This is a genomic window from Rhodococcus sp. 06-221-2 (genome assembly GCF_002258365.1).
Lineage (GTDB): Bacteria > Actinomycetota > Actinomycetes > Mycobacteriales > Mycobacteriaceae > Rhodococcoides > Rhodococcoides fascians.
The window spans coordinates 248938-260817 of the sequence record NZ_NOYJ01000030.1 but is presented as its reverse complement, the minus strand read 5'-3'; the positions used below and the strand labels follow the sequence as shown (position 1 = coordinate 260817).

The following is an 11880-nucleotide window of genomic DNA, read 5'->3' as shown; positions in this document are numbered from 1 at the left end:
GATGTCCGAGCAACACACCGAAGAGTTCCGATCCGGATTCGTCTGTTTCGTAGGCCGGCCCAACACCGGCAAGTCGACCCTGACCAATGCGCTGGTGGGATCGAAGATCGCCATCACGTCCTCGCGGCCCCAAACCACGCGCCACACGATCCGCGGCATCGTGCACCGCGACCACGCGCAACTGATCCTCGTCGACACCCCGGGGCTGCACCGACCGAGAACGCTGCTGGGACAACGCCTCAACGACCTCGTGCAGGACACCTACTCCGAGGTCGACGTCATCGGACTGTGCATCCCCGCCGACGAGAAGATCGGACCGGGCGACCGGTGGATCCTCGAACAGGTGCGGCACATCGCGCCGAAGACCACCCTGATCGGCATCGTGACCAAGATCGACAAGGTCAAGAAGGAACGCGTCGTACAGCAGTTGATGTCGTTGTCGAAGTTGCTGGGCGAGAATTCGCACGTCATCCCGGTATCGGCCGAGTCCGGTGAGCAGATCGAGAAGCTCGTCGACCTCCTGGCCTCCGAATTGCCGCCGGGGCCCGCCTTCTATCCCGACGGGGAGCTGACGGACGAGCCGGAGGAAATCCTCATGGCCGAGCTGATCCGCGAGGCAGCGCTCGAAGGTGTCCGCGACGAGCTCCCGCACTCGCTGGCAGTGGTCATCGAGGAGGTCGTGCCGCGCGAGGGCCACGACAACATGCTCGATGTGCACGCGATCCTGTACGTCGAACGGTCCAGCCAGAAGGCCATCATCATCGGCAAGGGCGGTTCGCGACTCAAAGAGGTCGGCACCGCGTCGCGACTGCAGATCGAGAAATTGCTCGGTACCCGCATCTACCTGGATCTGCACGTCAAGATCGCCAAGGACTGGCAGACCGACCCCAAGCAGATGGGCAAGCTCGGCTTCTGACGTGCCCTGACGAGCAGGCTACGAGGTGTCGCTCACCCGGTTCCACCACGGCTCGGGGCGTCGGCGATGCCACTGCAGTACGTTCTCGAGTTGAGCGGCCACCGAGACCAGCAGAGGCTCTGTGGATTCGTGGCCCATCAGCTGCAGACCGATCGGTAGACCGGCTTTCGTCAGTCCCGCGGGGACGTTGACGCTGGGCCAACCGAGGACGTTCCACGGCCACGTGTACGGGCAGTGTTCGGTGATCACACGGTCGGTGTCGGCGTTGGAGATGCCGTCGATGGCGTCGACCCGCGGAGGCGGCGTGGCCGTCGTCGGGGCGAGCACGATGTCGTAGTCGTCGAAGAACTGGCCGATGCGGCGGGCTATCCGTGGCTCCGCCGCGCGGGCTGCCCGCAGCGGTGCGCCGGCGAGGGCTCGTCCGCTCCGGGCGTTGGCTCGGGTGCGGGGGTCGGCCAGAGACGGGTCGGGCAGGCGGTCGAGCCAGGCCGCGACTCCGGCCAACGACCGCGGTAAGAAGTTGAGCCCCAACAACATTCCGTACGCAGGATCGTCGACGACCACGCGGTGACCGAGCAACCGCAGCACGGCAGCCATCTCGTACGCCGCAGCCGTGATCTCGGGATCCAGTGCCGCGGGTGTCGGAATGAACGGCTTGCGCAGACTCAACGCGATGCGCAGCGAACCGGGGTCGCGGCCGACGGCGTCAGAGACGGTCAGCGGAGTCGGCCGGTGCAGATCGCCGTCGTGCCCACCGGAGACCACGTCGAGAAGCAGGGCTGCGTCGGCCACCGTTCGGGCGAGTGGTCCGATGACGGTGATGCCGTTGAACGCCTCGGCATCGGGCCAGGTGGAAATTCGGCCGCGCTGCGGCTTGATGCCGACGAGGTTGGTCCACGACGCCGGGATGCGCACCGAACCGGCACCGTCGGAACCCAAAGCGGCGGAAACCAATTCGGCTGCTACCGCGGCAGAACTACCACCGGAGGAGCCCCCCGGAGTCCGGTCTCGATGCCACGGATTTCTCGTGTGGCCGAACGAGCCGCCCGTGAACGGCCATTGCCCGAGTTCGGGACTGTTGGTCTTTCCCACGATGATCGCCCCTGCCGCACGCAGTCGGCGGACCACCTCGGAGTCCTCGGTGGCAGGAGGAAACCGGCCCGCGCAGCCGAAGGCGGTCGGTTCGCCGACGATGTCGACGTCGTCCTTGACTGCGATAGGAACGCCGAGCAGGGGAGCGGACGAGCCCGCAGCGATCAGCCGATCGGCCTTGGCGGCTTCGGCGAGGGCGGCATCTCGTCGCACGATCCGGAACGCGTTGAGGGTGGGTTGACTGCGTTCTATGCGATCCAGCGCAGCGGTGACCACCTCGACCGAGGTGACGCGTCTCGACGCGAGTTCGGCAGCCTGAGCAACGAGTGTCGACCGATGGAAATCCACGTGTGCACAGTATCGACTCACCGTCAGCGCGGGAACGATCTTCGTCGACGCCCACGTGGGACACTGGAGAGCGTGAGGCCATACCGTGACAACGCAGTCGTCCTGCGCCAGCACAAGCTGGGTGAGGCCGATCGCATCGTCACGTTGCTGACCAGGGAGAACGGTATCGTTCGTGCGGTGGCCAAGGGGGTGCGCCGCACCAAGTCCAAGTTCGGCGCACGGCTGGAGCCGTTTGCGCACATCGACGTGCTGCTCTATCCGGGACGCAACCTCGACATCGTCACTCAGGTGCACACGGTGGACGCGTTCGGCGGGGACATCGTTGCCGATTACGGCCGGTACACGACCGGCTGCGCTGTCCTCGAAACCGCCGAGCGTCTGGCAGGCGAAGAACACGCCCCCGCGCAGCGCCTGCATCAGCTGACCGTCGGCGCGCTGCGTGCCCTTGCGCAGCACGTGCGGCCGCCCGAGTTGGTACTCGACGCGTATCTGCTGCGTGCGATGGGTTTCGCCGGATGGGCTCCCGCACTGACGGACTGCGCTCGATGCGCTGCGGTGGGGCCGCACCGTGCGTTCCACGTTGCCGCAGGTGGCGCTGTGTGCGTGCATTGCCGACCGCCGGGATCTGCGACGCCATCGACCGGTGTACTGGATTTGATGGTGGCCCTCGAACGAGGGGAGTGGGACTACACCGTCACCACCTCCGATGCGGTCCGAAAGCAGGCCAGTGGCCTGGTGGCGGCTCATTTGCAGTGGCATCTCGAACGCCAGCTCCGCACACTTCCGCTCATCGAGCGCTCGCATCCACACCAGGTGCCGCTGGCCCAACCTGACTCCGTGTTCGCCGACACCGTCGGGCAGGATGGGGACCGTGATTCGACGACGCGAGCCGCAACACCGGCCTGACGAACGGCCGGCGGTTCGCCCGCCGGACCCGCACCCCTCGGGTGCGCGGCCGCCGATCTTGCAGCCGGAGCTGATTCCTCGTCACGTCGCTCTGGTCATGGACGGTAACGGCCGGTGGGCTCAGGATCGTGGATTGCCGCGAACCGCAGGGCACGAGCAGGGCGAAGCAGTACTGATGGATGCCGTCTGTGGCTGCATCGAAATCGGTGTGCAGTGGTTGTCTGCGTACGCTTTCTCGACGGAGAACTGGAAGCGCAGTCCCGACGAGGTCAAGTTCTTGATGGGCTTCAATCGCGACGTGATCCGGCGTCGACGAGACGAGATGAACGAGATGGGTGTGCGGGTGCGCTGGGCAGGTCGGCGACCGCGACTGTGGGGCAGCGTCATCAAAGAACTCGAAGTGGCCGAGGAGCTGACGAAGCACAACACGGTGATGACGCTGACCATGTGTGTCAACTACGGCGGGCGAGCCGAAATTGCCGATGCCACAAGAGAAATCGCGCGTCAGGTTGCCGCCGGAAAGATCAACCCGGAAAAGATCACCGAGGCGACCGTTGCGAAGTACCTCGACGAGGCGGACATGCCCGACGTCGACCTGTTCCTGCGTCCCTCGGGGGAGCAGAGAACCTCCAATTTCCTGCTGTGGCAGTCGGCCTACGCGGAGTTCGTGTTCCAGAAGAAACTGTTCCCCGATTTCGATCGTCGAGATCTGTGGGAGGCCTGCATCGAATTCGCGTCGCGGGACCGACGATTCGGTGGAGTGAAATATGAGTGACGATGTAACTGGCCTCACCTTGCAGACGCGGGCTCAGTTGGCGCTGACGCAGTTCGCCACTGTCACTGTGGGGGAGGAAGGCTCTCTGGGGTTCGACTATGCAGGTGCGCTGTGCTCGCTACGCGCGGTGCAGCTCTCGCCGGAGCTCGAGGTGCTTTCGCTCACCGCGGTACTGGCCTGGGATCGACCGCTCAAGCCCGCACTGCACAAGAAGGTAGCCGACCGCAACGCCGATTCGCAGTTCGGCGCGATTTCGGTCAACACCCACGACAAGCTCGCAGATGTGTTGTTGCGCTACACCTTTCCGGCCAACGGGTTGGACGACGAAGCGATGTTGACGATGTTGATTCTGGTGCTCGCCGGGGTCGAGAAGGCCCGTGAGGGTTTGCTCCCCTGAACGGTCGTCTAAGGTAAGCCTTTACTTACTCACGTGAAGGCGGTTGCAATGGCGGTTCGAGTGTCCAGAATGCTGACGGCAGTGGTGGCGGTGATGGCCATCGGCGCGTCCGCAACTGCCTGCTCCACAGCAGAACCCGACAACAGCGCGGCCCAGTCTGCGGACGGTGTATTCCCGGTGGTCATCGACCACATCTACGGCAGCACGACCGTTCCGGAGAAGCCCACCCGCATAGTCACACTCGGAGTGTCCGACGCCGACGCCGTCATCGCGCTCGGAACCGTCCCGGTCGGAAACACCGGATACACCTTCTACGAGACCGGACTCGGTCCGTGGACCGACGAGTTGGTGGGCGACGCACCACTGACGCTGCTGGGTTCGGAGTCCGAACCGAACTTCGAGCTGATCGCTTCTCTGCAACCGGATCTGATCACCGGGCTGAACGCCGGCTTCGACGAGGCCACCTACGCGCAACTCAGTGACATCGCCCCGACCGTCGCTCGACCGGCCGGATCGGCGGCATACGCCGTCGATCGCGAGGTGGCAACCGACACCATCGCCCGCGCGATGGGCGAATCCGATCGTGGCAAGGAGCTGAACGCCCAGACCACGGCTGCACTCGAACAGGTTCGAGCCGCACATCCGGAGTTCGCGGGTAAGACTGCCGCCGTGGTACTTCCGTACGACGGTCAGTTCGGCGCATATCTGCCGGGGGACGCGCGGGGGACGTTCGTCACGTCATTGGGCTTCGGGATTCCGGACCCGATCCTGGCCGAGGACAACGGAACCAACTTCTTCGTTCCGGTCTCGGCCGAGAACATCTCGAAGCTCGACGCCGATGTGGTGCTCTATCTCGGCACCGGCGACGACATCGACGTCGTGGCCGAGAACCCGATCTTCGGAACGCTGACAGCTGCTCGCAACGACGCGATCGTTCCGTTGTCCACCGATCAGCGCGGGGCGATCACGTACAACTCGGTGCTGTCCATTCCGTTCGCCATCGATTCGGTGGTGCCTCGCCTGGCGGGTGCGGTGGGGTGAGAGCTGTTCAGTGACCGGCCGTGCTGCACTGACTGCAGGTGCCGAATATCTCGATGGTGTGGCTCACGTCGCTGAAGCCGTTGGACTCGGCGACACTCTGCGACCACTTCTCGACGGTGGGACCCTCGACCTCGACGGTGAAGCCGCACGAGCGGCACACCAGGTGATGGTGATGGCCGGACGAACAGCGCCGATACACCGACTCGCCGTTGTCGGTACGCAGGACGTCGACCGTTCCTGCGTCGGCAAGCGTCTGCAGTGTGCGGTACACGGTCGTCAGGCCGATACCCTCGCCGCGCTTGCGAAGCTCGTCGTGCAGATCCTGCGCGGACTTGAACTCCTCGATGGTGTCGAGCAGATCCGAGATCGCACTGCGTTGCTTCGTGGCTCGTACTCCGACTACGACGGGTCGTCTCGGAGTGGCGGTATCGGTCGTCTTCTCGGTCACAGGTTTCGGCCTTCCTCGGCGTGAGCCACGGCGTCGACGACGATGTGGGAGAGATGGTCGTCGACCAGTCGGTACAGGACCTCGCGGCCGTTACGTTCTCCGCGAACCACGCCGGCCGCCTTGAGAACCCGCAGATGCTGGCTGATCAACGGCTGTGTCACACCGAGGGCGACGACGAGTTCGTGAACGCAGCGCTCGGATTCTCGGAGCTGCAGGACGATCGCAATCCGAACCGGTGCGGCCAGTGCACGCAGGATGTCGCCGGCCGCGGCCAAAGTCTCCTTCGGCGGAAGCAACGCCGGGGGAGCGGCGGCGAACGGGTCGTCGTGCACCGGGCGTTCCGGATCCTGCAGATGCGCCGCCGTCTCCATGGACGAGTCGGTTCTGTGGGTGTGCACCGTGGACATGGCTGCGGCTCCTTCGGTCACCGGTCGGTTGTCGAAATCTCCCTGCACGGTCGACGTCATGAACTCAGGCTAGTGCAGTCATCGTTATTGCAAATCATATTCATTGTGATATGCACAGGTGCGCATGTCAATTTCGGTGCCCGACCGCTGTTCGGAATCGATGACCGAGCCAGATAGTCTGATCAGGGCGAAAACCGCCCACGTCACCTCTTACACGATGTAACCGAAGATGGAGAGCTCCGCCAGTGGCACCCAAGTCCAAGGTCGAAACCGTCGCCAACCTCGCCAAGCGCAGAGGTCTCGTCTACCCGTGCGGCGAAATCTACGGCGGTACGAAGTCGGCCTGGGACTACGGTCCGCTCGGCGTCGAGCTCAAGGAGAACATCAAGAAGCAGTGGTGGCGCAACATGGTCACCAGCCGCGACGACACCGTCGGGCTCGACTCGTCGGTGATTCTGCCGCGCCAGGTCTGGGAGGCCTCCGGACACGTCGAGACGTTCTCCGATCCGCTCGTCGAGTCGCTGCACACCCACAAGCGCTACCGTGCCGATCACCTCATCGAGGCCTACGAGGAGAAGCACGGCCACCCGCCCGAGAACGGCCTCGCCGATATCCGCGACCCGGAGACCGGTGAGCCCGGTTCGTGGACCGAGCCGCGCGCATTCTCCGGCCTGCTCAAGACCTTCCTCGGCCCGGTCGACAACGAAGAGGGGCTGCACTACCTGCGCCCCGAGACCGCCCAGGGCATCTTCGTCAACTTCGCCAACGTGCTGACGACCTCACGCAAGAAGCCGCCGTTCGGCATCGGCCAGATCGGCAAGAGCTTCCGCAACGAGATCACACCGGGAAACTTCATTTTCCGCACTCGCGAGTTCGAGCAAATGGAGATGGAGTTCTTCGTCAAGCCCGGCGAGGACGACGAGTGGCATCAGTACTGGATCGACTACCGCATGAAGTGGTACACCGATCTCGGCATCGATCCGGAGAACCTGCGGCTGTACGAGCACGCCAAGGAAAAGCTGTCGCACTACTCCAAGCGCACCGTCGACATCGAGTACCGCTTCGGCTTCCAGGGCAGCGCCTGGGGTGAGCTCGAGGGCGTCGCGAACCGCACCGATTACGACCTGACGGTGCACTCGAAGGCGTCGGGCCAGGACCTGAGCTACTACGAGCAGGCCACCGACACCCGGTACACCCCGTACGTCATCGAGCCGGCCGCCGGCTTGACTCGGTCGCTGATGGCGTTCCTCGTCGACGCGTACACAGAGGACGAGGCCCCCAACGCCAAGGGCGGCGTCGACAAGCGTGTCGTGCTCAAGCTCGATCGTCGTCTTGCCCCGGTGAAGGTCGCGGTGCTCCCGCTCTCGCGTAACGCCGACCTGACGCCGAAGGCGAAAGATCTTGCGCAGCAATTGCGTCAGTACTGGAATGTCGAATTCGACGACGCCGGAGCCATCGGCCGTCGCTACCGTCGCCAGGACGAGATCGGTACCCCGTTCTGCATCACCGTCGACTTCGACACCCTCGACGACCACGCCGTCACCATTCGTGAGCGCGACACGATGGCACAGGAGCGCGTGGCTCTCGATCAGGTCGAGGGCTACATCGCCGCCCGTCTGATCGGCGCGTAGGGCTGTAGGCAATACACAGGGCCCGATCTCTCGGTGAGAGATCGGGCCCTGTCGCATGTCTGGGTCGAATCAGAAGCGGCCGCCGCCGCCACCGAAGCCGCCGCCTCCACCGCCGCCGAAGCCCCCGCCGCCGAATCCACCACCGAATCCGCCTCCGCCTCCGCGCAGCACGCTGTTGATCAGGATTCCGCCGAGCACGGCGCCTGCTACGTTGCCGCCGCTACTGCCGCCGCGTGGACCGTGCCGATCTTCCCAGTTCTGCACATCGGACTGGGCGATCTGCGACGCGCGCGAAGCCAATTGGCTGGCGGCATGCGCGTGCTTGAGAGCCTCGTCGGGATTGTCCGGCTCGAGCTGACGAGCTGCACCGAGATGCCGTTCGGCTTCGGACAAACGCGTTCGAGCATCGGCACCCACGCCGCCGCGGCGCGTCGAAATGTAGTCCGCAGCAGCAGTGATCTGCGCCTGAGCAGCCGCAATATCGCGTTCCAGACGCGCACGCAGCTGATCCTCGGCGGCCTTCTCCGCCGACGCTTCGTCGACGATCTTCTCGAGTTCGGAATCTGCTGCGGCAAGGGCGGTGTAACTACCGAGCGGATCGCTCGACTGTGCCGTCTCCGCATTCTTCAATGCCGTCTGTGCCGCGGCCATCGCCGCCTGCAGTTCGGTACCGCCGTGTTCGGCCAGTCCGCGAGCCTGCTCGATGTCCCGGCGGACGTCCGCGATGGCGTCGGGCAGGGTGGCTATTGCGTGCCGTATGTCGTCGCGGGCGTGGTCGACTCCGTCGAGCAATGACTTCGCCTGATCGACGGCTCGTTCCGCGGTCCGAATCGCTGTGACGGCCGGGCCCTGCTTACCGGGCGGCAGTGCTGCGGCCTTGCGGCCGGCTTCGATGTTCTCCTCGGCCAGCGCAACTCGATCTTTGGCCATCGTGACGTTGTCGGCAATCGATTTCAATGCGGTCTCGGAGAATTCCGAATGCAGTTGAGCGAGTACGGCTTCGGACTGCGGAATGCGCACCGTCAAGCCGATGATGGCTTGGGTGAGCTCGTCGAGATGCGAACCGGCGTTCATGACGAGGTCGCGGAATCCGTCGAATTCCTCGACCCGAGAGTCGAGTTCGCGATCTGCCTGGCCGCACGAGGAGATGATCTCGACGAGCATCGCCCGTCGCTGATCGGGGGTTTCAGGAATGGCGTCGTCGAGCCGCTGACGGATCTCGAAGGCAGAGGCCAGAGCTTTCTTTGCGTTGTCGTACGCCGTGATGAAGGGAGCGGCTGCCGAATCGCCGAATTCGCCTCGGGCGAGGGTCAATTCCTCCTCGCTGGCTCGCACGGCGTTGTCGGTCTCGATCAGAATTTCCTTGGCGCGGGTGTCGAGAACGTCGATCGGGAATTGGGCCAATGCTGCCGGGTCACTCGGGTCGATCTTCGCCACCGCTTCCACCTCGGCGGCCACTCGAGCCTTCTTGCGCCGTGAGGAGTAGACAACAGCTCCGCCGCCTGCGACGGCCAACACCCCGACACCGATCAGCAGCGGTGCCGACGACCCACCTCCGCCGCTCGACGCATAGGCCTCGCCGAGAGCGCCGGCCGCAGCTATGGCCGCTCCCGACCAATCCTCTTCGCCCAGCGCAGGTTCGACGTCGTTGACACGAATGTCGTCCTGCTCCGCCGTGGTGATCTGTGAGAGCCCGGTGTTGACGCCGAGGTAGTACGACCGATCGACGGTCGCCACTGCGAGCAGGACGTCTCGCTGACCGAGATCGCTCCGTTCGTACGTCTGCCGTGCCCAGTCGGCCGCCGACATGTTGTCGAAATCCGCAACGTAGGTGACCCACAGCCTGAGCTGGCTGCCGCCGTACAGGTCGTCGATGGACGTCTGCACCTCGGCCAGCGAGTCCGGATCGAGTGCCTGCACGTTGTCGGTGATCTGGGTGGCGAGGCGCGACGGTGCCTCGGCGGAGGCGACGCCGGGGGCGAGGAGAACCGCAGCGAACAAGGTCAGAGCACCTGTTGCGGTGAGGCGACGGAATCGATGGACCGACCTACGGACTGTGGCGCTGGAGTGCCGCCGGTGCTGGACTGCCATGCGCTGAAATCTACCGGCTGGGTCGTGTCCGAATCGAGCAGGTCGATCCATGACAGTTGTCATCGTGCAATCGTGACGCTCGGTCGAGGTGGTCGGGCTCGGATCGCAGCAGAGTAGCTGTCATGACCACAACGAAGGCAGTCGAACTGCGAGGCGTCACGAAGACATACGGATCGGTCCGTGCGGTGGACGGAATCGACCTGTCCATCGAGCCGGGCGAGGTAGTCGCTTTTCTCGGACCGAACGGTGCCGGCAAGACCACGACCATCGACATGATGCTCGGCCTGGCCATACCCACCACCGGGACGGTATCGGTGTTCGGCGGAACTCCGGCCGACGCCATCGCTCAGGGGCGCATCTCGGCGGTGATGCAGACCGGCGGACTTCTTCGCGACCTGACCGTCCGCGAAACCGTCGAACTGACCGCGGCGCTGTTCGCCCGAACTCGGTCGGTGAAGGAAGTCCTGACTCGGGCCGGCATCGCCGACATTGGCGACCGGCGAGTGGCCAAGTGCTCCGGCGGCCAGCAACAGCGACTGCGATTCGCACTTGCACTGTTGCCCGACCCGGATCTGCTGGTGTTGGACGAGCCGACCACCGGCATGGACGTCGAGGGTCGACGTGACTTCTGGAACGCCATTCGCCAGGACGCGAGTACCGGCCGAACAGTGCTGTTCGCAACGCACTACCTCGACGAGGCCGATGCCTACGCCGACAGAATTGTCCTGGTGCGGCACGGCAAGATCGTCGCCGACGGCAGCGCCGCCGAGGTCAAGAACCTCGCGGCGGGACGCACGGTCACCGCCACTCTGCCCGGTGTCGACCGGTCAATGTTGCTCGCTCTTCCCGGAGTCGACCGGGTCGAGACGCGCGGCGACCGGGTGATCGTGCACGGACGCGACTCCGACTGCGTTGCCCGCTACCTGCTCAACGACGCGCACGCGACCGATCTCGAAATCGTCTCGCGCAACCTCGAGGACGCCTTCCTCGCCCTGACCACCGATGCCGACACCGAACTCGCCGGGAGTATCCGATGACCACGACCTCGCCCCGCCCCACCGCTGCCAGAGCCGTTGCGTACGGCGGATTTTCGCCCACGTTCCTCGGACTCGAAATCCGTCGCCTGTTCCGGAACAAGCGCACGTTGGTCTTCACGTTGGTCATGCCCCCGGTGTTCTTCGTCATTTTCGGGACGCAGTCGGACTACCGGACCAACTACCCTTTCGCGCACGGCAACGTCACGGGCTACATCGCCATCAGCATGGCCGTCTACGGAGCGATGCTGGCCACCACCAGTGGGGGAGCGATGGTCTCCGTCGAACGCGCTCAGGGCTGGAGCAGGCAGCTGCGACTGACTCCGCTCAAACCTGTCGCTTACATCGTCACCAAGATGCTCGTCGCCATGACGATGGGTGCTGCAGCGATCGTCGTGGTGTTCGTCGTCGCGGCATTCTTCGGAGCCGACATGCCGATCTGGGTGTGGCTCGCGTGCGGAGTGATCGCGTGGCTCGGATCTGCGGTGTTCGCCGCATTCGGGTTGTTCATGGGGTACCTGCTGCCCTCGGAGAACGTCATGCAGATCCTCGGACCGGTACTGGCCTTCCTCGCTCTGGCCGGCGGATTGTTCGTCCCGCTCGGTGACAGCGGCTGGTTCCCGATGCTGGCGAAGTTCACCCCGCTGTACGGTCTGGCGACTGTGGCCCGGGCTCCGTTCACCTCGGCCGACGCAGGCATCCTCGCCGTCGCAGTGGTCAACCTGGTGGTGTGGGCGGTGGTGTTCATCGCAGGAGCGGCGCTGCTGTTCCGGAAAGACACCAAGCGTGCCTGA

General features: G+C 64.7%; 12 protein-coding genes. 8 read left to right on the top strand and 4 right to left on the bottom strand.

Translation table 11 applies throughout. The features are described from left to right. The first annotated feature begins 1 nt into the window (after position 1). Positions 2–916, top strand: a complete 915-nt coding sequence (gene era / locus CH281_RS17430; RefSeq protein ID WP_027497495.1) for a GTPase Era — start codon at positions 2–4, stop codon at positions 914–916. Positions 917–934: 18 nt separating this feature from the next. Here era and CH281_RS17425 read toward each other — a convergent pair whose 3' ends face one another. Further along, on the bottom strand, positions 935–2356 hold the full coding sequence (locus CH281_RS17425) for an amidase (protein WP_094694954.1): 1422 nt from the start codon (positions 2354–2356) through the stop codon (positions 935–937). A gap of 72 nt (positions 2357–2428) precedes the next feature. On the opposite strand from CH281_RS17425, the gene recO reads away from it, so the two are divergent. The 4 genes from recO to CH281_RS17405 are packed head-to-tail and all read left to right on the top strand — an operon-like array spanning position 2429 to position 5475. Next, positions 2429–3262, top strand: a complete 834-nt coding sequence (gene recO, locus CH281_RS17420) for a DNA repair protein RecO (protein ID WP_008715506.1) — start codon at positions 2429–2431, stop codon at positions 3260–3262. Then, positions 3228–4037 (top strand): isoprenyl transferase, encoded by an 810-nt coding sequence (locus tag CH281_RS17415; protein ID WP_027497493.1) that lies wholly within the window; start codon positions 3228–3230, stop codon positions 4035–4037. The genes recO and CH281_RS17415 overlap by 35 nt, the downstream gene beginning before the upstream one ends. After that, entirely contained in the window at positions 4030–4434 is a 405-nt protein-coding gene (locus CH281_RS17410) for a hypothetical protein (protein ID WP_094694952.1), read from the top strand. The genes CH281_RS17415 and CH281_RS17410 overlap by 8 nt, the downstream gene beginning before the upstream one ends. Before the next feature lie 33 nt (positions 4435–4467). Beyond that, the gene (locus tag CH281_RS17405) at positions 4468–5475 is read left to right on the top strand and encodes an iron-siderophore ABC transporter substrate-binding protein (RefSeq protein ID WP_256983691.1); all 1008 of its coding nucleotides are present in this window, start codon (positions 4468–4470) and stop codon (positions 5473–5475) included. A gap of 7 nt (positions 5476–5482) precedes the next feature. Here CH281_RS17405 and CH281_RS17400 read toward each other — a convergent pair whose 3' ends face one another. Together CH281_RS17400 and CH281_RS17395 are read right to left on the bottom strand one after the other, a co-directional pair. Further along, positions 5483–5923, bottom strand: coding sequence for a Fur family transcriptional regulator (locus CH281_RS17400; protein ID WP_094694950.1), 441 nt, complete (start codon positions 5921–5923; stop codon positions 5483–5485). Continuing rightward, a complete protein-coding gene (locus tag CH281_RS17395) occupies positions 5920–6330 on the bottom strand; it encodes an ArsR/SmtB family transcription factor (protein ID WP_032368439.1) in 411 nt (136 codons plus the stop codon). Before CH281_RS17395 ends, CH281_RS17400 begins: the two co-directional genes overlap by 4 nt. 245 nt (positions 6331–6575) lie before the next feature. Here CH281_RS17395 and CH281_RS17390 point away from each other — a divergent pair, with 245 nt between their 5' ends. Next, positions 6576–7961 (top strand): glycine--tRNA ligase, encoded by a 1386-nt coding sequence (locus CH281_RS17390; protein ID WP_032368169.1) that lies wholly within the window; start codon positions 6576–6578, stop codon positions 7959–7961. Positions 7962–8030: 69 nt separating this feature from the next. Here the strand turns inward: CH281_RS17390 and CH281_RS17385 are convergent, their stop codons facing one another. After that, positions 8031–10052 carry a TPM domain-containing protein gene (locus CH281_RS17385; RefSeq protein WP_256983690.1) on the bottom strand — a complete coding sequence of 674 codons (2022 nt, stop codon included), beginning with the start codon at positions 10050–10052 and terminating at the stop codon, positions 8031–8033. Between the two features lie 122 nt (positions 10053–10174). Between CH281_RS17385 and CH281_RS17380 the strand changes: the two genes are divergently transcribed. Continuing rightward, positions 10175–11089, top strand: coding sequence for an ABC transporter ATP-binding protein (locus tag CH281_RS17380; RefSeq protein WP_032399937.1), 915 nt, complete (start codon positions 10175–10177; stop codon positions 11087–11089). Then, a complete protein-coding gene (locus CH281_RS17375) occupies positions 11086–11880 on the top strand; it encodes an ABC transporter permease (protein WP_027497485.1) in 795 nt (264 codons plus the stop codon). Before CH281_RS17380 ends, CH281_RS17375 begins: the two co-directional genes overlap by 4 nt.

Bases quoted from the DNA above. Each gene is read 5' to 3' on its own strand.
- era (WP_027497495.1), top strand. From the start codon at position 2: ATGTCCGAGCAACACACCGAAGAGTTCCGATCCGGATTCGTCTGTTTC.
- CH281_RS17410 (WP_094694952.1), top strand. From the start codon at position 4,030: ATGAGTGACGATGTAACTGGCCTCACCTTGCAGACGCGGGCTCAGTTG.
- CH281_RS17395 (WP_032368439.1), bottom strand. From the start codon at position 6,330: ATGTCCACGGTGCACACCCACAGAACCGACTCGTCCATGGAGACGGCG.
- CH281_RS17385 (WP_256983690.1), bottom strand. From the start codon at position 10,052: ATGGCAGTCCAGCACCGGCGGCACTCCAGCGCCACAGTCCGTAGGTCG.
- CH281_RS17380 (WP_032399937.1), top strand. From the start codon at position 10,175: ATGACCACAACGAAGGCAGTCGAACTGCGAGGCGTCACGAAGACATAC.
- CH281_RS17375 (WP_027497485.1), top strand. From the start codon at position 11,086: ATGACCACGACCTCGCCCCGCCCCACCGCTGCCAGAGCCGTTGCGTAC.